At 54.8% G+C, this 19,702-nt stretch carries 12 protein-coding genes, 1 rRNA gene and 4 pseudogenes; 11 read left to right on the top strand and 6 right to left on the bottom strand.

Annotated features, from left to right (window positions below; translation table 11 throughout):
* Positions 1 to 92 (top strand): 5S ribosomal RNA (gene rrf / locus GSD1FS_RS09285); the annotation flags it as partial.
* 531 nt (positions 93 to 623) lie between these two features.
* On the opposite strand, the gene GSD1FS_RS09550 is transcribed toward rrf, so the two are convergent.
* Positions 624 to 803 carry a hypothetical protein gene (locus GSD1FS_RS09550; RefSeq protein ID WP_196425082.1) on the bottom strand — a complete coding sequence of 60 codons (180 nt, stop codon included), beginning with the start codon at positions 801 to 803 and terminating at the stop codon, positions 624 to 626.
* On the opposite strand from GSD1FS_RS09550, the gene GSD1FS_RS09280 reads away from it, so the two are divergent.
* A complete protein-coding gene (locus GSD1FS_RS09280) occupies positions 802 to 2,199 on the top strand; it encodes an MFS transporter (protein WP_196425081.1) in 1,398 nt (465 codons plus the stop codon). The genes GSD1FS_RS09550 and GSD1FS_RS09280 overlap by 2 nt on opposite strands.
* Before the next feature lie 38 nt (positions 2,200 to 2,237).
* Positions 2,238 to 2,489 (top strand): hypothetical protein, encoded by a 252-nt coding sequence (locus tag GSD1FS_RS10085; protein WP_155589349.1) that lies wholly within the window; start codon positions 2,238 to 2,240, stop codon positions 2,487 to 2,489.
* Positions 2,490 to 3,919: 1,430 nt separating this feature from the next.
* Here GSD1FS_RS10085 and GSD1FS_RS09270 read toward each other — a convergent pair.
* Together GSD1FS_RS09270 and GSD1FS_RS09265 are read right to left on the bottom strand one after the other, a co-directional pair.
* Positions 3,920 to 4,695, bottom strand: a pseudogene (locus GSD1FS_RS09270) (nitroreductase family protein).
* 197 nt (positions 4,696 to 4,892) lie between these two features.
* Positions 4,893 to 5,357, bottom strand: a complete 465-nt coding sequence (locus GSD1FS_RS09265) for a DUF4235 domain-containing protein (protein WP_155589348.1) — start codon at positions 5,355 to 5,357, stop codon at positions 4,893 to 4,895.
* A 129-nt stretch (positions 5,358 to 5,486) separates the two neighbouring features.
* Between GSD1FS_RS09265 and GSD1FS_RS09260 the strand changes: the two genes are divergently transcribed.
* The gene (locus GSD1FS_RS09260) at positions 5,487 to 6,155 is read left to right on the top strand and encodes a histidine phosphatase family protein (protein WP_343030275.1); all 669 of its coding nucleotides are present in this window, start codon (positions 5,487 to 5,489) and stop codon (positions 6,153 to 6,155) included.
* Between the two features lie 317 nt (positions 6,156 to 6,472).
* On the opposite strand, the gene GSD1FS_RS09255 is transcribed toward GSD1FS_RS09260, so the two are convergent.
* Complete coding sequence (locus GSD1FS_RS09255; RefSeq protein WP_155589347.1) at positions 6,473 to 8,245, bottom strand: glycoside hydrolase family 13 protein; 1,773 nt, start codon at positions 8,243 to 8,245, stop codon at positions 6,473 to 6,475.
* A 346-nt stretch (positions 8,246 to 8,591) separates the two neighbouring features.
* Here GSD1FS_RS09255 and GSD1FS_RS09250 point away from each other — a divergent pair.
* Positions 8,592 to 9,925, top strand: a pseudogene (locus GSD1FS_RS09250) (ABC transporter substrate-binding protein).
* A 293-nt stretch (positions 9,926 to 10,218) separates the two neighbouring features.
* Here the strand turns inward: GSD1FS_RS09250 and GSD1FS_RS09245 are convergent.
* Positions 10,219 to 11,232 (bottom strand): LacI family DNA-binding transcriptional regulator, encoded by a 1,014-nt coding sequence (locus GSD1FS_RS09245; RefSeq protein WP_155589346.1) that lies wholly within the window; start codon positions 11,230 to 11,232, stop codon positions 10,219 to 10,221.
* Between the two features lie 344 nt (positions 11,233 to 11,576).
* On the opposite strand from GSD1FS_RS09245, the gene GSD1FS_RS09240 reads away from it, so the two are divergent.
* From GSD1FS_RS09240 to GSD1FS_RS09220, 6 genes and pseudogenes are all read left to right on the top strand, one after another.
* The gene (locus tag GSD1FS_RS09240) at positions 11,577 to 12,431 is read left to right on the top strand and encodes a carbohydrate ABC transporter permease (protein WP_155589345.1); all 855 of its coding nucleotides are present in this window, start codon (positions 11,577 to 11,579) and stop codon (positions 12,429 to 12,431) included.
* Positions 12,431 to 13,267 carry a carbohydrate ABC transporter permease gene (locus tag GSD1FS_RS09235; protein ID WP_155589344.1) on the top strand — a complete coding sequence of 279 codons (837 nt, stop codon included), beginning with the start codon at positions 12,431 to 12,433 and terminating at the stop codon, positions 13,265 to 13,267. The genes GSD1FS_RS09240 and GSD1FS_RS09235 overlap by 1 nt, the downstream gene beginning before the upstream one ends.
* Positions 13,268 to 13,429: 162 nt before the next feature.
* Positions 13,430 to 14,130: pseudogene (locus GSD1FS_RS09230) on the top strand (YesL family protein).
* Between the two features lie 184 nt (positions 14,131 to 14,314).
* Positions 14,315 to 15,406: pseudogene (locus GSD1FS_RS10460) on the top strand (ATP-binding protein); the annotation flags it as partial.
* A 288-nt stretch (positions 15,407 to 15,694) separates the two neighbouring features.
* Entirely contained in the window at positions 15,695 to 16,018 is a 324-nt protein-coding gene (locus tag GSD1FS_RS10455) for a toll/interleukin-1 receptor domain-containing protein (RefSeq protein WP_425481790.1), read from the top strand.
* Between the two features lie 259 nt (positions 16,019 to 16,277).
* The gene (locus GSD1FS_RS09220; protein ID WP_155589342.1) at positions 16,278 to 16,781 is read left to right on the top strand and encodes a hypothetical protein; all 504 of its coding nucleotides are present in this window, start codon (positions 16,278 to 16,280) and stop codon (positions 16,779 to 16,781) included.
* A gap of 95 nt (positions 16,782 to 16,876) precedes the next feature.
* On the opposite strand, the gene malQ is transcribed toward GSD1FS_RS09220, so the two are convergent.
* Positions 16,877 to 19,054, bottom strand: coding sequence for a 4-alpha-glucanotransferase (gene malQ / locus GSD1FS_RS09215; RefSeq protein ID WP_155589341.1), 2,178 nt, complete (start codon positions 19,052 to 19,054; stop codon positions 16,877 to 16,879).
* Positions 19,055 to 19,702: the final 648 nt, after the last annotated feature.

The following is a 19,702-nucleotide window of genomic DNA, read 5'->3' as shown; positions in this document are numbered from 1 at the left end:
CGCCCGGTCCCATTCCGAACCCGGAAGCTAAGCCCTGGCACGGCGATGGTACTATGCTTGAGAGGGCATGGGAGAGTAGCACACCGCCGCAACACAACGTTGATGAGGGACCCCGGAAGGCAACAGCCATCCGGGGCCCCTTGCTATCTGGAACCGTCGGCTACTGTCACTTGCCGTCTCAAATGTTACGAATATTAATCAATTGGCACCGCAGCGTTGCGATAAGCTTGTTCTATGCCCGCTTCAATAAGCGGGCTTTTACGTGAGTTGGCAAAGCACCTGGCACCCTGCGAGCTCGAAACCGGAATCCAGGCCAAGGAAGGTTTACTGGAAACAGTTCAACTCAATGACCCAGAACAAGCTACACTCTTCCGACGAGAGACGCGCGTGCTCCGAGAACTCTGAAATTTCACCGCGTACAGATACGCAGCACACAAGTTCGCAGAACACAACTAACGCAGTCGACCAATCGGCCACCACAACTCCCGCTCAAACGGCGCCTCCCGAGCTTTCTGAGCCACCTGCACACCCCAAGTATGATGCCCGCTCCGCGCAACAGCATATGCAGAATACTAAGAAAATATCCAGCAGAATACCGCGCCGAACAATATGAATAAATCAACTCAGCACAACAATAATTCTTCTACTAAAACAGCAACTGTTTCACAAGAAACATCTACTCCGTCCAGCAAGTCGTCAAACAGCGCACAGAACAGCGCTCCCGCCGAGGCATATTCGATCGACCAATTTCCGCATAAAATCACGCGAAAACTGATTCTGTCAATTGTTGCCGTGGGACTCATGGCATTTGTGGGCATTCTGACAGAGACGATGACGAATGTGCTGTGCCCAATTCTCATGCAGCAGTTCCACGTGGAAACTGCCACTGTGCAATGGCTCACAACCGGCTATTTGCTGATGGTTTCCGTGGTTATTACGGTGTCGTCGTTCTTCAATAAGCGGTTCACTAATAAAACCACGTTCTATATTGCGATCACATTGTGCGCGATCGGCCTCACAGTTGCCGCGCTCTCCGTGAATTTCCCGATGCTGATGTGCGCTCGTCTCATTCAGGGCGTTGGCACGGGGCTCGCGCTGCCGCTGATGTTCAATATTGTGCTTGAGCAGTCACCTCGTCAGTCCCTCGGTTTGCTGATGGGCTTTGCGAACATGGTATGCGCTGTGGCTCCGGCTCTTGGTCCGACGGTCGGCGGCGTCGCCGTTGAATTCATGGATTGGCACTGGATCTTCGCTGCAATGCTGCCCGTGCTGCTCGTCGCGTTCTTCCTCGGTAATTACGCAATCGAAACGCGCCACCGCATCGAACGCATCCACTTCCAGGCACTGCAACTCGCATGCCTGGCACTTGCATTCGCAAGCTTCGTGCTGGCACTGGATCGCATCGGCGCACTGCTCAGTGCGCAACTGAGTGGCTCGCCAGACGTTGCACGTGAAACTTGGACACTGGTTGGCTTGGTCGTGCTCTGCGTCATCGCCCTCGTCGCATTTACGCGCCTCTGTCTGCGCTCCAAGCAGCCGCTGCTCCGCCTCGACGTGCTGCGCACAGTGCCGTTCCGCTGGCATCTGCTCGCATATGTGTTGCTCGAAACTGTGACGATCGGTCTGACATACCTGATCACCAACATGGCGCAGCTCGGTTACGGCACGAGCTCGCTGACCGCTGGCCTGCTCATTCTCCCCGGCTCGCTGCTGGGTGCTGTGCTGGCTCCTGTGGGTGGCAGGCTGCTCGACCGCTTCGGCGCGATTCGCCCGATTATGATCGGCTCTTCAGTCGCTCTGCTCGGCATGATTATTATGCTGATCATTCCCGGCAATGTGAATATTTGGATTCGCTGCCTGGGCTACATCGCATATATGGCCGGCTTCTCGGTGAGCTTCCCGAACACGATGACTTCTGGACTTGCTGTGATTCCGAGCACACTGCACGCTGACGGCAACGCCATATTCAACACATTGCAACAGCTCGGTGGTGCAGTCGGCACGACGGTTATGGCGCTCGCGCTGTCTGTTGCGCAGGCGAATCACGGGCAGCCCGGTTCAAGCAGCTATATGCTGGCGACGAAGCAGGGCGGCAATATTGCTCTCGTCATTGTGTGCATATGCATTTTCTGCGCAATACTTGCCAATGCACGCGCGTTCGTGAACGAAGCTCGTCACAAGATTGGATTGCGCTCCTAACAATACGTTGCGCGCAACATGTGCTTAGAATTGGCCGTATGCATTACTTCACGCCGAAACGTTGCGAGACCACGAACAAGATCATGTACCATGATCGGCAAACCGCGTGGCAAGCTGCTGAGCAAAGCCGTATCGAGCGCGGCGTGGAGTTATGGGTATATCGGTGCGAATACTGCGGCACATGGCACTTGACGCACCGTGACCCCGCGCTTAACCAAGCCACGGGTCACTTCAAACGCTCACAGAAACCATATTCACGCAAAAAGGGCTTCAAACCTCGCCATCGCTGAGTTTACACATGAAGAGAGCTCTTGCGTGCATTGAGCAATAGGAAACTGTTATTCGTGCACGAAGAAGCTCGCTCACGCGCAGTGAGCAGAATCGAGATGCTGAGTGCACATGAGCAGACTCCTTGCGGTGCATGTAACAGAAGAAAGCTGTTGGCTGCACGCGAGGAGGATCGTCCGCGTGCATTTCGCAGGAATAAGCTGCTGTTTGCAGATGGGGAAGTTCCCTCGCGCGCAGTTGGCAGGAGAAAGCTGTTGCGTGTGCGTGAAGAGGCCTGCTTGCGTGCAACTGACAGGAAGCAGCTGCTGAGAGCACGTGGCTGGCCTCCTTCGCGTGCACCTAGCAGAATGAAGCTGTTGGGTACAGCTGGAGGGGTCTTCTCATGCACAGATAGCAGGAGGATTCTGTTGGCTGCACGTGGGGGAGTTGCACATACGTGCGCTGAGCAGAATGAATCTGCTATTGGCGGTCGAAGAGGCTCGTTAGCGTGCGCCTAACAGAATAAAGCTGTTAGATGCACATGTACAGACTCGCTAGCGTGCATTGCGCAGAAGGAAACTGTTATTCGTGCACGAAGAGGCCCGCTCTTGTGCAGTTAACAGAGTGAATCTGCTGGTGGCAGTTGAAGAAGCTCGTTTGCGTGCAGATAACAGGAAAAGCTGTTGTGTGCACGCAAGGATGGTCGTTTGTGTGCAGTCAGCAGAAGTGTGTTGTTGTTTGCTGTCGGGGGAGTTTCCTCGTGTGCATTCAACAGAAAGAATCTGCTGGTGGCAGTTGAAGAGACCCGTTAGCGTGCGCCTAACAGAATAAAGCTGTTGTATGCAGTGTAGGGGACTATTTTGCGTGCAGAGAGCAGGATGGATCTGTTATGTGTGCGCGAAGCGGCTTGCTTGCGTGCATCGAGCAGGAGATTGCTGTTGGTTGCAGCCGGAGGGGTCTTTTTGTGCACAGATAGCAGGAGGATTCTGTTGGCTGTGCGCGGGGAATTGTGCTTACGTGCAGTGAGCAGAATGAGGCTGTTAGTTGCAGTCGAAGAGGCTTGTTTACGCGCACTGAGCAGGAGGATTCTGTTGAGAGCGTGCAAGGAAGAGCGCTCGCGTGCTCCCAACATGAAGGAGCTGCTCACTGCACGCGAGGAAGGTCGTTCGCGTGCAGTGAGCAGGAAGAATCTGCTTGGCGTGCATGTATGGGATTGTTTGCGTGCAATAAGCAGAAAGTAACTGCTGCGTGTGCGCGGAAATTGCCGTTTACTGTGCCTTGCTCAGCACAAGGGCGGTGTAGGGGGACGGCACTATGCAAAAGGGCGAGCTTCCCGCGATCAGTATCGCGAAAAGCCCGCCCCTGAGAAAACTCAGCTAAGCATGTTGCTACAAGGCGCTCGCCATAGTCAGGAGCCAGCGCGCTCGCCAGCAGTAACAGCACAGCTGCAAAATCAGCGCTCGAGATCGAAGCCCTGCTGTTTGGCGTGATCGAAGCCCTTGCTCAGCGGATCTGTGGCGATGGCCTTCTTCGTGGTCATATCGGAATATGCCTTGTCAGAAAGCTCCTTGCCGCGGGTCGCGTAATAATCGCGTACCTCGGCGTTGTACTGATCGATTCCTGCGCGAATATGCTCGGGATTCGCGTCATACGTGTTGTCGAAGAACTGAATATTGCGTGGCAGACGCGGCTTCGGCGCTGGCAGATGGTCTGGCTTGCCGAGTGCGAGTCCGAGTACCGGATACGTGTACTTAGGCAGCTCAAGCAGCTTGATCAGTTCGTCGACATTGCCGAAGATAGAGCCGAGAATAACGGTGCCCAGTCCGAACGACTCAGCCGCAGTCTCCATTGCGTGCAGAGCGAGAACAGCGTCATTCTGAGCCTGCGAGAAACGGTAGCTGTTCTTCAGCGTGAACTCTGGTGATGACGTGTCTACGCCCTCGCTTTCCGCAATCAGCGCGTTGCGATATTCGTCGAGCACGAAAACATAGAGCACAGTGGCGTTGGCAATGTAGTCCTGTGTGCAGATGCGCGCAATCTCAGTTTTACAGCTGGATTGGTGATACGAATAACCGACCAATCGTTGAGATATTGGCTCGACGCGGTGTTTTGAGCCGCTTGTTCGATGGTATTGAGCACGTCCGGTTCGATTTCCTCGCCTGTGTAGGCGCGAACGGAAACGCGATTGAGCAGAACGTCAACAGTGTCATTATGAATAATTTGTGCCATACACGTATTATTACCAGCTCGCCAAAAGTTTGCAAGCAAAATAGCCACTCAGCTTGCTGCATTTTGCTGGTGGGGATATAAAACTCGCTGACGTGCAGGTATACCGAACTAGAAAACGGCTATTTTCCAACGAAAATAAATTGCGGATACTTGGCAGTAGCTGAGTTTTATATCCCCACCAGCAAAATTCGCGCAGATTACTTACGCTTGCGCTGCAGCGCGCTGACAATAGATTGCGACAGTTTGTCGGAATAGCGCGTCACCACAGTGCCGAACGCGGCGGAGGCGGCGGCGAACAGCACGCTCATGAGCAGTCCGTTCTGGCGATCCTTCTCGTCATCGGCCGGGCTCGGGTGAATCCTCTTCGTCGTGGAATCCCACACCGTTTGGAACAGTTTGCCCGCAACCATGCCCGTTACTGCAGGAAGCGCCATCTTGAAGGCTTTGTCTCCCAGTGTGTCTGGGTCTCGCATACGTTGCTTGCGCAGCTCGGTGATCTTCGCATCGACATCGTTGATTTTCTTCACTGTGCTTTTCGCAGTGCTGTCGAAATCATTGTGTGCGCCCGCGTGCGCGCCACTATGCGAGGTGCTCGAGGCGCTGCCAACTGGTGCAGCTCCCACCGAAAGATCTGGGGCCGCGTTCAACTTCTTCTTTGCCATGTCTACAGTGTAGCGCAGGGGCGGTGGCGTGCAGGCGGCGCATCAGCAGCGCGCAGGTGGTCAGATCGCGCGCGACGCGGTAGAGTAGATTGCTAGGTTTTCGTTCCCTATAGAAAAGACGGTGTTGTCGTGGAACATATTGGAAAGTTGGTGTTGTTGCGTCATGGGCAGACGGTGTGGAGTGAGTCTGGCCAATACACAGGCCGAACAAATATTCCGCTGACCACCGTCGGCCGCGCACAAGCCGTCGATGCCGGCGTTCGCCTGCACACGGCCTTTCCCAATGGGTTCCGGCCGGAGAATATTTATACGAGTGATTTGAAGCGCGCGGTTGAGACTGCCGAACTCGCGGGATTCTCCAAGCATCAGGAGACCACGAATCTCGAGGAGTGGGATTACGGTCGCGCCGAAGGTCGCACACGCGAACAGTTGAACGACGCGCTCGGATTCGAGTGGAACGTGTGGAACGACGGTCCGCGCGTGATCAACAGCGAACTTGGCGGCACGCGCGTAGAGATGTTCGACGACGGTACGAGCGTCACCGTGGTCAACGGCGAGGGCGAACCGATCGAAGACGCCGCCGCTCGCACTCGTGAAGTGATCGCGCAGGCGATGCCAGCGTTGCTTGACGGGCAGGATGTGCTGCTCGTCGCGCATGCACACATTCTGCGCATTCTCACGTCGCAGTGGCTGGGACTTCCGCCGCAGTTCGGCCGCAACCTGCACCTGGACACCGCGCACTTCTGCGTGCTCGGCATCTACAAGGGCGATCACGTGATCTACAACTGGAATCTGTAGTCGCAAGGTCTCTGCGACTGTCGTCGTATTGCGCGCTATTTGGAGTTTGCGCGCGTTAGTTGGAAAATAAGTCGCTTTTTGAGAGAAAAACTGGATTATTTTCCAAGTAGAGTGCGCATTTTACAAATAACGCGCGTATTTTCCAATTAGACATAACGTGACGATTATTGTGTGGCTGGTATTTGGCTAGTTCGCGACGTGATAATTGCAGGATATGCAAATATGCAGTGGGCTGAAACAGTTGTGGGTGGCGCGCTGATGCATACAGCACGCCACCCACAATCAGCTATATCTCGCGTGTGAATTAGGCGAGGGAATTAGTCGAGGAGCATCCAGACTGCCGTATCTGCGGGGAGCATGCTGCCTTCGATGGGTAGCGAACTCAGCGCGATCGTGCCGGCGGGCAGATCAATTGGATCCGGACCGAAGTTGACGATGCACGCGAAGGTGTGATCGCCTTCGCCGACGGCTGGGCGAGTGTACGCGACTACCTGAGCGTCATGTGCGCCGAACGCGCTCGCCGGCATCCAAGTGATGGAGTCGGTGTCGGCACTCGGAGTCAAATGCTCCTGACGGAACGCCAGAGCACGCTTGTAGAGATTGAGCATCGACTTCTCATCGAGCTCCTCAACGTCAGCGGCGTAGTGTTCGTACCACAGTGGCTGCGGCAGATGCGGGTCTGCGGGAGCGGAACCGTCTGCGCGCGGCGACGAGAAGCCGAAGGAAGCGCCAGTGCCGAAAAGCGGGTCCCAGCTGGCGGGCTGTGGCTTGTCGGCGGCCGTCCACGGAAGCGGCACGCGGCAGCCATCGCGACCCTTCTGCGCGAACTGGTGGTCGGAATTGAACGCCACAGGGTCTTCGAGGTGATCCCACGGAATATTTGCCACTTCAGGCAGGCCAAGCTCTTCGCCTTGATACACGTAAACGGAGCCGGGGAGTCCAAGTTCCATAAGAATCGCGGCACGTGAGCGGTGCGCGCCGAGCTCGCGATCTTCGATGTAGGTGGAGCCGTTGCGCAGCAGCCAGTCGTTAGGCAGCTCGTGGTAGCCGGTCGTCGGCACTTGCGGCAGTCCGTAGCGGCTTGCGTGGCGCACCACGTCGTGATTGCTCATCACCCACGTGGTTGTCGATGCGGAGTCGTGTGCGGAGCGCATGCCGTCTTCAATGGCGGCGTGGAACGCGTCGGCAGTCCAGTTCGCCTTCGCGAACTCGAAGTTGAACACCTGGCCGAGCTCGTCTTCGCGAGCGTACAGGTGCTGGTGCTCGGGAATCACCCACGCCTCTCCAACGGCGAAGCGAGCCGGCGAATATTCGTTGAACACGGCGTTCCACTCGCGGTAGATGTCGTGCACCTCAGCGCGATCCCACAGCGGATTGTCGCCGTTGCGGTTGTCGGTGTTGAACACCCAGTTCGCGTCCAAGCTATCGAGCGGCTTGCTGTCGAGATCCTTCGCCAAGCCATGTGCCACGTCGATGCGGAAGCCGTCCACGCCGCGGTCGGACCAGAAGCGCAACGTCTTCTTGAAGTCTTCGTGCACCTCGGGGTTCTTCCAGTTGAGATCCGGCTGCTCCTTGGTGAACAGGTGCAGATACCACTGGCCGTCGCTCACGCGTTCCCAAGCCGGGCCGCCGAAGATGGACTGCCAGTCGTTCGGAGGCAGTTCGCCGTGCTCGCCGCGCCCTTCGCGGAAGATGTAGCGCGCGCGTTCCGGCGAACCTGCGCTCGCGTTGAGCGCCGCCTGGAACCACTCGTGCATGTTCGACGTGTGGTTCGGCACGATGTCGACGACGATTTTCATACCGTTGTTGTGCAGCGCGGCGACGAGCCCGTCGAAGTCGGCGAGTGTGCCGAGGCGCGGGTCGACGTTGCGGTAATCGATCACGTCGTAGCCGCCGTCCGCGAGCTCGGACGGGTAGAACGGGGAGAGCCAAATGGCGTCGACGCCAAGGTTCTTGAGGTACGGCACCTGCGTGGTGATGCCGGCGATGTCTCCGAGACCGTCGCCGTTGGCGTCGCGGAAACTGCGCGGGTAGACCTGATAGACGACGGCTTGCTTCCACCAATCGTCATGCATGTTGTTTGCTGTCATCGGAACTCTTTTCTTGCCAAAAGAAACAAAATCGGTTCATATTCTATCTCATATCATCGCGCACGGTACATGTGCATTTGCAGAATTTCTTTGCTGCGCGAAACGCGGATATTCCGTGTTTCGCGCAAACGCATGCAAAGTACTAGTAAGTAATAAAAACGTTGAAAATCAAGGTTACTTAGTATTTCTCGTGCCGTTTGAAATGATTTTGTGAATGAATTATCTGCCTACGTTTGCAATTTGCGAATAAATGATGCATAATGAATGTGCTGATGGAGCTGCGAAGGCGCGGCTTACGGAAAATCTCAGACATAAGACTGAGAGAGAACTGAGGAAAGGTTCGAAGATGAATCGTACATTGAAAACAACAGTGGGTCTGGTGGCAATCGCCGCGATGTCTCTCGGTGGATTGGCAGCGTGCGGCGGCAGCTCCAGCTCCGACGACGGCAAGGGCAGCGTCTACTTCCTGAACTTCAAGCCGGAAGCGGCAGATCAGTGGACGGCACTGGCCAAGACCTACACCGAGAAGACCGGCGTCAAGGTGAAGGTGCAGACCGCTGCATCGAACACCTACGAGCAGACGCTGAAGTCCGAACTCGCGAAGAGCGAAGCTCCGACGATCTTCCAGGTCAACGGCCCGGTTGGCTACCAGAGCTGGAAGGACTACACCGCTGACCTTTCGAACTCCACGATCTACAAAGACATGAACGCCCAGAGCCTCGCGCTCAAGGACGGCGACAAGGTTGCCGGTGTGCCGTATGTGATTGAGTCCTACGGCATCATCTACAACAAGGATCTTCTGGCGAAGTACACCGCACTGAGCGGCGCGAAGATCAAGGAAGCCTCCGAGATCAACTCCTTCGACAAGCTCAAGGAAGTCGCCGACGACATGCAGGCGCACAAGTCCGAGCTCGCATCCAGGGTGCATTCACCTCGGCCGGTTTCGACTCCAGCTCCGACTGGCGCTTCAAGACCCACCTTGCAAACATCCCGCTGTACTACCAGTTCAAGAAGGATAACGTCACCACTCCTCCGGCGACGATCAAGAACATGTACATGGATAACTTCAAGAACATCTTCGACCTGTATCTCAAGGATTCCACGACCGAACCTTCGCAGCTGAGCTCGAAGACCGGCGATGACGCAAGCTCGGAGTTCGCCCTTGGCAAGGCTGCGTTCTACCAGAACGGCACCTGGGCATGGTCTGACCTCGAGAAGGCCGGCATGAAGGATTCCTCCGTCGGCATGCTGCCGATCTACATCGGCGTTGACGACGCGACCGAAGGCCTCGCAACCGGTTCCGAGAACTACTGGTGCGTCAACTCGAAGGCCTCCGAAGCCGACCAGAAGGCTTCCCAGGACTTCCTCGAGTGGGTCATCACCTCTGACGAAGGCAAGAAGTCGCTGAGCGAAGACATGGGCTTCACCACTCCGTTCTCCACCTTCAACGACGTCAAGACCACGAACCCGCTGATCGCCGACGCCAACGAGAGCATCCAGAACAAGAAGCTCACCCAGGTTGCTTGGGACTTCTCGATGATGCCGTCCGAAGAATACAAGAACGTGCTCGGCCAGGCGATGCTCGCCTACGCACAGGGCACCGGCTCTTGGGACGACGTTGTGAAGGCGTTCGTCGACAACTGGGCAACTGAGTACGAGAACGCTCACGCCAACCAGTGAATGAATTCTTGAGTCTTTCGTCTCCTTCTTCCACGAGGGGCTCATAACAAGTAGTGGCCCACCGCAGAGATGCGGTGGGCCACTACTTTTCTGTGTTGTTTTGTGCCGTTCAGTGTGGTTGTTTGTGGAGTTGGTCTCCGCAAACAACAAATTTGCTGGCGGGATATAAACCTCTCAACTTACCAAGTACACGAAATCTATTTTCGTTGGAAAATAGCGGTTTTCTAGTTCGTCATACTTGCGAGTATCTGAGTTTTATATCCCGCCAGCAAAATACAAATACAGAATAGGGATTACTCGGTAGGGCACTTGGCAGTACTCGAGCGCACGATAAGCTCTGCGGGCACCACGTCGAACAGGTGATCCGGGCGCTCGCCGTCGATGAGCTCAATCGTCATCTTGGCAGCTTTGCGAGCCATTGCAATAGGATCCTGCGCGATCGTCGTCAAGCCAATATCGTCGGCATAGAAGCTGTTGTCGTAGCCGATAACCGAAATGTCGCCGGGCACATCGAATCCACTGCGCTCAAGCTGGAAGATCAGCGGCACTGCGATGCCATCTTCCTGGCAGGCGATGGCGGTCGGCATGTGCTCGAGACTCATCAGCTTGGTGAGCACGCGGCGAATGCGGTCGGGGCCTTCAGGTGCTTCGATGACCGTGGGTGAGATGCCCGAATGCGCGCAGCACTCCATGAACGCGTCGAAACGCTGCTGCACCGAGAAGTGCAGCGACACGTCGCGATTCGTGCGCACATACGCGATGTCGCGGTGCCCGAGCGAAATCAGGTGGCGCGCTGCGAGAATGGAACCCTGCTCGTCGTCGATATTGATGGCAGCGGTGAAGCCGAGTTCGCGCGGCATAACCGAATTGATGCCGACGATCGGCACGCCGGCGCTCGACAACTGCGCGATCTCAGCTTCATCGGCGTCGAACGACGCGACGATCACAGCGTCTGCATTGCGGCGCACGGGCAGCATTTCGAAGAATTCGTGGCGTTCCTCGATACTGGAGATCTGAAAAATCGAAATGTCGTATCCCTCAGCGTGCAGCACCTGATTGAGTCCTTCAATCACCGATGCCGAGAACCACAGGCGAATATGATCGCTCATCAGCAGCGCGACGCGCATCGAGCGGCCGGTTTTCAGTGCGGCGGCAGAACGTGACGTTGAGAAATTGAGTTCGTCTGCAATGCGCAGAACTTTTTCGCGTGTGGCCTCAGACACGAGTTCCGGCCGGGTAAACGAACGCGAGACCGTTGAAATGGAGACATGCGCCGCCTTGGCGACGTCTTGAATACTGGTACTCATGTGCTTGCCTTTGCTACGGCGGCGGGACGCGCCGTAGCGTGCCGCCGACCCTCATGTCTGGTGAATAGCTAGCATTTGCGTATATTTTGCGCAAACGTTTTCAATATCAAGTCTACATCATGAGATAACCTTTTTGCTGAAAACTCAGCAAAACTAAATATTTATGAAAAATGAGTGAAGAAAGCAACACGACGAAACTGCAAACGTTTGACAAGAACACGATCAACTGCTATCTTGAGTACTGATGCAGTTATGAAATCGTTTGCAACGCTGTGAACGAGATCAGAAGGAAAGAGATCCTGACAGCGGAGTCGGGCACTCAAAGAGGAGAAAGTAGGCATGCTATGATCAGCATGGCTGGTAAAGCTATACGGCGGTGGTGGGCGCTATTTGTGCTACCGACCTTCGTCGCATTTGTTATTGGATTCTTAGTGCCGTTTATTTACGGCGTCTACCTGAGCTTCTGCTCGTTCACCACGGTGACCGACGCGAAGTTCATCGGTTTCAAGAACTATGCGCGCGCACTCAAAGACAAAGAGTTCCTGCACGCACTTGGTTTCTCCACGTTGCTGACCATCGTCACGACCATCGTCATCAACGTGGTGGCATTCGCCATTGCATACATGCTCACCAAGTCGATTCGCGGATCTAACCTGTTCCGCTCGGTGTTCTTCATGCCGAACCTCATCGGCGGTATTATTCTGGGCTACATCTGGATGCTGCTGCTCAACGGCATTCTCGCACACTGGTCCCGCTCGCTGACCTATTCAGGAACATACGGCTTCTGGGGTCTTGTGATACTCGTGTGCTGGCAGCAAATCGGCTACATGATGATCATCTACATCGCCGGCATGCAGTCGCTGCCGACCGACGTGCTCGAAGCAGCGCAGGTCGATGGCGCAAGCGGCCGCCAGATCATGTTCCGCATCATCATTCCGCTCATGATGCCAAGCATCACCGTGTGCTCGTTCCTGACCGTGACCAACGGCTTCAAGCTCTACGATCAGAACCTCGCACTCACCAACGGCGCTCCTCAGAACATGTCTGAAGGTTTGGCGCTCAACATTACTCGTACATTCTACGGGCGCATCGGCTGGGAAGGCGTCGGTCAGGCAAAGGCCGTTCTGTTCTTCATTCTGGTGGCGGTTGTGGCCCTCATTCAGAACAAGCTCACCACTTCCAGGGAGGTTGATGCGTGATGCAAGACAAACCAAAGCACGGCGTTTGGTGGACGATCTTCTTCTCGATGATCTCCATTGCCTGGGTGTTCCCGATCTTCCTTGTGCTGATCAACTCCTTCAAAGGCAAAGCATACATTTCCAGCAATGCGTTCGCGTTCCCGGTGGGCGACACCTTCGTCGGCCTCGAGAACTACAGGCGCGGCATTGAAACCACGAACTTCTTCGCCAGCTTCGGCTGGACGGCGCTGATCACCGTCGGCTCCGTCTGCCTGATCCTGCTGTGCACCTCGATGTGCGCATGGTGGATCGTGCGCGTCAACAACTGGGCCGCGAAGCTGCTGTACACCCTGTTCCTGTTCAACATGATCGTGCCTTTCCAGATGGTCATGTTCACGCTCTCCAAGCTCGCCGACATGCTCAAGCTCAACACCCCATGGGGTCTGTGCTTCATCTACCTGGGCTTCGGCGCTGGCCTCGCGGTGTTCATTTTCACCGGCGTGGTCAAGGGCATCCCGCAGTCACTTGAGGAATCCGCAATGATCGACGGTGCTTCCGTGCCTCGCATCTTCTTCCAGGTGGTTGTGCCGATCATGAAGCCATCGATCATCTCAGTGGCGATCCTCGAAGCCATGTGGGTCTGGAACGACTACCTGCTTCCATACCTGACGCTCGACCTTGGCAAGTACAAGACGATTTCGGTCGCCATCCAGTACCTCAAGGGCGGCTACGGCTCGGTCGATATGGGCGCTATGATGGCCTGCCTCGTGCTCGCCATCATCCCGATCATCGTCTTCTACCTGCTCTGCCAGAAGTACATCGTCAAGGGTGTTATGGCAGGTGCAGTGAAGGGCTGATCTTAAGTAATTCTTCTCTTCATTTCTCTCATTTCAGCGAAGGGCGGTCTGCGAAGGCCGCCCTTTGTTATACGTGATCATTCTGCACGAAATTGCACGCAGCACTAGCTGATAATCGTGCGCAGCCGGTAGATTCGAACTATCTGACGAAAGAGTTGCCGTATGAAATTCCTGTCTCCTGATTCCAAATTCATGGAAGGTTGGACCAACCTGACCGATGCGATTTGGGTGAATATTCTGATGATCGTCACTTCGCTGCCCATCGTGACCGTTGGCGCCGCGCTGAGCGCCGGGCAGACCGCGCTGCGCAAGTCGCAGAGCGGGCAGGGCACGGTGACGCGCAATTATTTCGCGGCATTCCGCGAGAATTTCGCGAAGTCTACGCTGCTGTGGCTTATTTTCGGCGTCACGGCGCCGGACTCATCTACTCGTGGATCGTGCTGCAGATCACGCCACTGCTCGTGCCGAAGATCGCGTTCAGCATCGTGTGGCTCATCGGATTCGAATGGTCGTTCTACTTGCAGGCGCGCTTTGAGAACACGCTCGGCGGCACGCTGCGCAACGCATATATTTTCGGCGTTGTGTATTTCCCGGCTACGCTCGCTATGGTGGCGATCGACGCGCTGTTCATCGCACTGCTTGTGGGTGCATGGTTTGTGATGCCGCAGGGGCTCTTCCTGCTCGTCGTGCTCGGTTACGGCTGCATGCTCGCGCTGCACGTGCCGATTCTCGAGTATGCGCTGCGCAAATACACGCGCGCTGATTCAGCAACCGAGCCGGCGAACGAAGCGCAGCCGACTCCGCCCGCGCAATCTGCCTCGTCGGGGGAGTATTTCACGCGCGACCAGCTACCGCGCAAGTAGGTTCTCTTTTGCGGCTTATTCATACTGCAAAAGAGACATATATCTTGGTGGGTCGTTTTGGCAGATAGAACAACGTTTTGTATATCTTTATGAAAACTTCGAGGCATACGATCTTTATATACTTCATATGTAAATATTGACATATAAGATATGTAAAGTTTTACATAGGTGTATATTAAATTACATGAATGATTTTGATGGCACCGTATACGTCCAACGACCGCTTGCGAAATATGTACAAAATTGCCCGCGTAAGGTAGCTATTTTAGAGGGCGCACGCGCTGTAGGTAAAACGCTGCTGGCAAAGAGGCAGCTTTCTTCATTCCACTATGTATCTCTTGCCGAGGATTCTACATATCGATATGCTTCGGCTCATCTTGAAGAATGGCTTTCTTCCCTATCATTACCTTGTGTAATCGATGAGGCTCAGCGCATTCCAGATTTGCCGTTAGCGGTGAAGGGGATCGTGGATGATTCCTCTGGGCGGACGCCATTATTTGTGCTTACGGGCTCTGCGTCGATTACACGAGAAGGACTTGACGGGCAAGACCCATTGACGCGTCGCTCTTTGAGATACACGCTTTCTCCAATGACGCAGCGTGAGCTTCTACGAAATACTCAGAAAAGTATTGTCGATCTGCTATGGGAGGGGACGCCCGATGTGGACTATGTTTCGCAGTTGAGCCGTGCAGACCTATCTCGTATGATGCAAATAGGCGGGTTTCCCTCATATGCTTTGAACGGTGCCGCGATGACAGATAATCAGATCCGTCAATCTGTTCAAGCTGATTTAGATAGTGTGCTTGGCGATACGATTCTTCCTGATGAAAGGTTTGATCGTGCTATCGGTGAAGCTGTTTTAAAAGAACTGCTTACCGTTCCAGGCGGAATTCTTAATGTCAAACGTATTAGCGACACCATTAGGTCGACTGCGGTGACAGTTGAAAGGTACATCAGTATTCTTATGAGGCGTTTTCTTTTGATCGCCTTGCCTAACCTGCGGACTGCGCCGAGTAGGCAGACTTTTACTCGCGCAAAAATACACCCTATTGACACCTCGATAAGTGCAGAAATGCTTAAACGGAGTGGAAAGGATTTCCGCGACGATCCCGTGATTTTTGGAGAACTTTTCGAATCCTTTGTGGTTAATCAGATTGTCCCCGAAATCCAGTGGTCTGAGCGTAGGCCAGATGCTTTCTATTGGAGGGAGCCGGGCAGGACCCCGAAGGAAGTTGATTTGGTTCTTGTCCACGATGATGAAGTTGTAGCGATAGAGGTGAAGTCCAATCAGAAGGTGAAGAGGGAAGATTTTGCTGGTATTGCAGCTTTGGCCGAACATAAGAATATGAAACGTGGATATGTGATTTACACGGGAGACAAGATCCTGAAGTTTGGTGAAAGGATGTTTGCTCTTCCTGTGTCAGCTCTGTGGGATGAAAAAGGTTTCATTGAAGATGAGACCGAGGGGAATTCGGGGAATGCGTTGCAATTCTCCAATGCTTATCAGCAGAGTCTTGTGCTGGAATCTCAAAGTAATGCCAAAGAGGTTCAGGAAGAGGAAGAGATGCAAATGCCGGCAGCAAATATATTTTTAAGCTATCGTCACGCTGATAATGACCACCTTAATGGCGGGATAGTCCAATTACTCAAAGATATACAATCTGAATTTGAATATAAGAACGCGAAGACCGTGCGGCTCTTTATCGATAGCGAAAGCCTTAACTGGGGTGATGATTGGCAAAATGCCTTAGATCAGGCGGTCGGTATGTCAAATATTATTATTCCCGCAGTGACTCCACGATATCTTCAGAGTGCAGCATGCAGAAAAGAACTGCTTGATTTTTACAATCACATCGGCAATGATCCGAATAAAAAATATTGCCGCTGATCATACAAAACATTGATGGTGTGAGTGGCTTGTCTCAAGATGATCCTGTGTGGAAGATTGTGCATGCGTCACAACACTTGGTTGTGAGAGACCTTCGACTTCTGTCGCCAACTGAACGCGAGAAAGAAGTGATACGAATAACAGACAGACTGACTCGTGTAATTAAAACGATGGATGAGACAACAGCCTCTGCGCAACAAGATACACAAAAAATGATGATAAATCTGATGGCGGTGAGGAGGGAATTCTTGATCAGATCTTGAAAATGAAACAGTCAGGGACGGACTTAAACATTGCGCTAGAGAAGTATGGTCAAGGGCTGAATACTGTGGCAGAAATTGTTAATCGCCATCCAATCCCGGAAAGCAGAACGATGGAGGAACACTCGCGATGGGCGCAGGAACTCTCTGAGGAGCTTAAGCCAGCTTTGAAAACCGTTGATGATGCATCGGCTCAAATCTCGAATAATTGGGAAGTAATCTATGCCGCTCTTCAAGTATGGGTAACAGGCATAAAGGAGATTTCTTCGTCAGCAGAGCGTAATGATCAGATCGATTTGATTGCTCAAATGCTGCAAGGTTGGCATAATTCATTCCAAATGTCAGAGAGCATTAGGGTACTTCCAGCGCAGTTTACTCTAATTAGTGCTTTTTATCCGTCTCTGCGTCCACTTGCTCGCACGCTTAAGAGTTCAATCGAGATGATCGGGAACATGGACAAGATGACTGTTTCCCTGCAGCATCGTGTCGAATCTTTGCGCTAGCGATCGCATATGTTCAGAGAATGGTGTGGGCTTGTTCGAAGCTTACAAGATACAAGCTTCGAACAAGCCCACACCGCTACTAATTTAGCTAAATTCTATCTGTTGATGCGGTTCATGATTGCGGCGAGCGACTGCACGCGCGGCGACTTGAACACGTCTTCGGTCATCACGACCTTGCGATGCTCGTCGGCGAGCGGAATACGCCAGTTCGGGTATTCGGTCGACGTGCCCGGCTGGTTCTGCGCGCGTTCTTCGCCAACGCCGTCGACGAGAGCGGCCTGCAGCAGCAGCGACGGCGCATCGGTGAGCATCGCATGCATCGCCTCGACGATCGTCTGCAGATTGTTCGGCACGTCATCGGCGGCCTCCTGCGAAAGCCAGCCGCCGCTCACCAGCAGGTCGAGCATGGCCTTGCGTTCGTTCAGGCAGGACTCGCGGAACTCCTCTACCGGCTCGCTGAGCAGTCCGAGCTTCTCGCGCAGCTTGACCTGCTCGAGCATCAAATAGCCGGCGGTCGGCGGCAGATCGTGCGTCGTGACCGACGACAGCGAGAACTTGCGGTACGTTTGCGGCATCGCATACGGGTCGCCGGCGTTCGGCGAGTTGTCGACGCGTGCGAACCATTCGACGGTGGTGCCGAGCAGACCGTGGTCGGCGAGCACCTTGCTCACATATTCGGGCACAGTGCCGAGGTCTTCGCCGATCACCATGCCATGCGCGCGCGTGGCCTCGATGCTGAGCACGGCGATCATCGCCTCGTAGTTGTAGGCAACGTACGCGCCGCCCTTCGCACCTTCGCCAGCCGGAATCCACCACAAGCGGAAGAGTCCGAGAATGTGGTCGATGCGGATTGCACCGGCGTGGGCGAACATGTGCCCCACCATCTCGCGGTACATCTGGTAGCCGGTGGCTTCGAGATAATTCGGGTTGAGCGGCGGCTGACCCCAATCCTGCCCCTGCTGGTTGTAGAAGTCAGGCGGGCAGCCAACGGTGACGGAGCCGACGGCGAAGCGCTCTGGGTTGCCCCACACGTCGGCGCCGAACGAGTGCACGCCAACGGCCATGTCTTGCATCAAGCCGAGCGACATGCCTGCATCGAGAGCCGTGCGCTGTGCCGCTTCGATCTGATCTTCGGCAATCCACTGCAGCCAGCATGCGAACTCATACAAGTCGGCGTGCTCCTCGCGCAGAGCGGTGATGCGCGCGCTGTTGCGAGCCTCGGTGTAGAACCAGGAGTCCTCGACCCACGGCTCGCCGAGCTCTTCGAACGCCACGCTCCACAGCGCCCACGTGTCGAGATCGCTGCCCGACTCCTTCTTGAACGCTTCGAACGCGGCCTGACGTTCGGCGGAACGCGGCTGGTCGAAGATGATGCGCAGCGCCTTGCGCTTCGCCTGCCAAGCGGCGTTGATGTCCATCGGCGCGGAGTCATAATTATCTGCAGCGACTTCTTCGTGCAGCTCCTTGACGGTGATCATGTCTTTCTGCGAGAGCTCGTTGAACTCAGGGATGCTCTGCGGGCGAATATAGGTGGCGTTGAGGAAGCGGCGCGACATCGGCGAATACGGCGACGGCTCGAGCGGGCTCACCGGAGCGGTGGCGTGCACCGGATTGATCAGCATGAAGTCCGCGCCGCTCTCGGCAGCACCGCGCAGCAGTTCGCGCAGATCCTCGTAATCACCGACGCCCCACGACTGCGGCGAACGAACCGAATACATCTGCGCCATCCAGCCCCAGCGCTTCTGCTCTGGCTGCGGCACCGGAATCGAAGCCGGAGCGCAGATGAGCGTTGCAGTGGCTTCGCGCTCGCCGTCGACCACATGCAGCGTGTGGTAGCCGATGGCGAGCTCGTCGTCGATGTCGAGTTCATACACGTCAACGTCGCCATCGTGCTCGCTGAACACCAGCTTGACCGCGGCGTTCGCGTCGCTGCCGTCTTCGAGCTTGAGCGTGACGCGCGGCTCGCCGTGCTTGGTGCGCAGCTGCGCGCGCGCCGGCGTGCCGAGGAACTTGACGACGGTGGGCGCCACGAGCAGCTCGTGGTCTGCGCTGCGGCGCTGCTCGAGCGCGTCGGCAATGAGTTCTGGGGTGGACGCGTCGACGCCGAGCGCGCGCAGCACCGAAACGAGCACTTCGTCGCGAATCTCGACGTAGGTGCCCAGCTGGTCGATGTAGCAGGTGGCGACGCCCCATGCTTTGGCGAGTTGAATCAGCGGGCGGGCGAGGCGCTCGGCGCTCTCTTCGCGGCGCGCGGTTGAAGTTGCATCTGGCATATTGCTTTCTTTCTTCTTAGGTATCCGTTCAAGGCGATTCCGGTTCGTGCAGTGCGTCTTTGGATGCACGACAAGAATGATTACACTATAGCGCAAAATGAAATCGTTTGCAAGATGTGAATGTTTAATGAAACTTACTATTTGCAATATGTAAAGAAGACTGTGTTGTGCTGACAGCAAGATAGTTCCGTTTATTTTTCGCCCACGTTTGCAAATGATGTATATAGGTGGATTATGAGACTCTGATCGGTTGATCGAAACGGATTGTTTGTGCAGCTCGGTCGATTGACATCGATTGCAAAAGAGTGCGCAATCCTGTGTGATAAGAGGTGAATGACCACGTTTTCATAGCGCGAACATTTGTGTGCGCTTTTTGTGAGTATGAACATGTGTGGGGGTGCCGTCGGCGACCAATATATTTTGGTCGCCGACGGCGCCCCCACACAGAGATACGCTCAGCAAATGCCGCTAGTTTTTGGCGGAATTTGGCGCTTTGCCGACTCTTTCGACCAATATATATAGGGTATCTAAATTAATTGGTGGGTTTTTGCTCTTTATCCACGCTTGACTATTTTCGATTCTCTCAATTTAAAGGTGGTTTTCGCTTGGTTTGACGGACTCACCCCTTGGCCGCAATGAGGTATAGTT

Source organism: Bifidobacterium canis (assembly GCF_009727065.1).
Taxonomy (GTDB): domain Bacteria; phylum Actinomycetota; class Actinomycetes; order Actinomycetales; family Bifidobacteriaceae; genus Bifidobacterium; species Bifidobacterium canis.
Note: the sequence above shows the minus strand (reverse complement) of the source record. Positions and strands in the feature narration are given on the sequence as shown.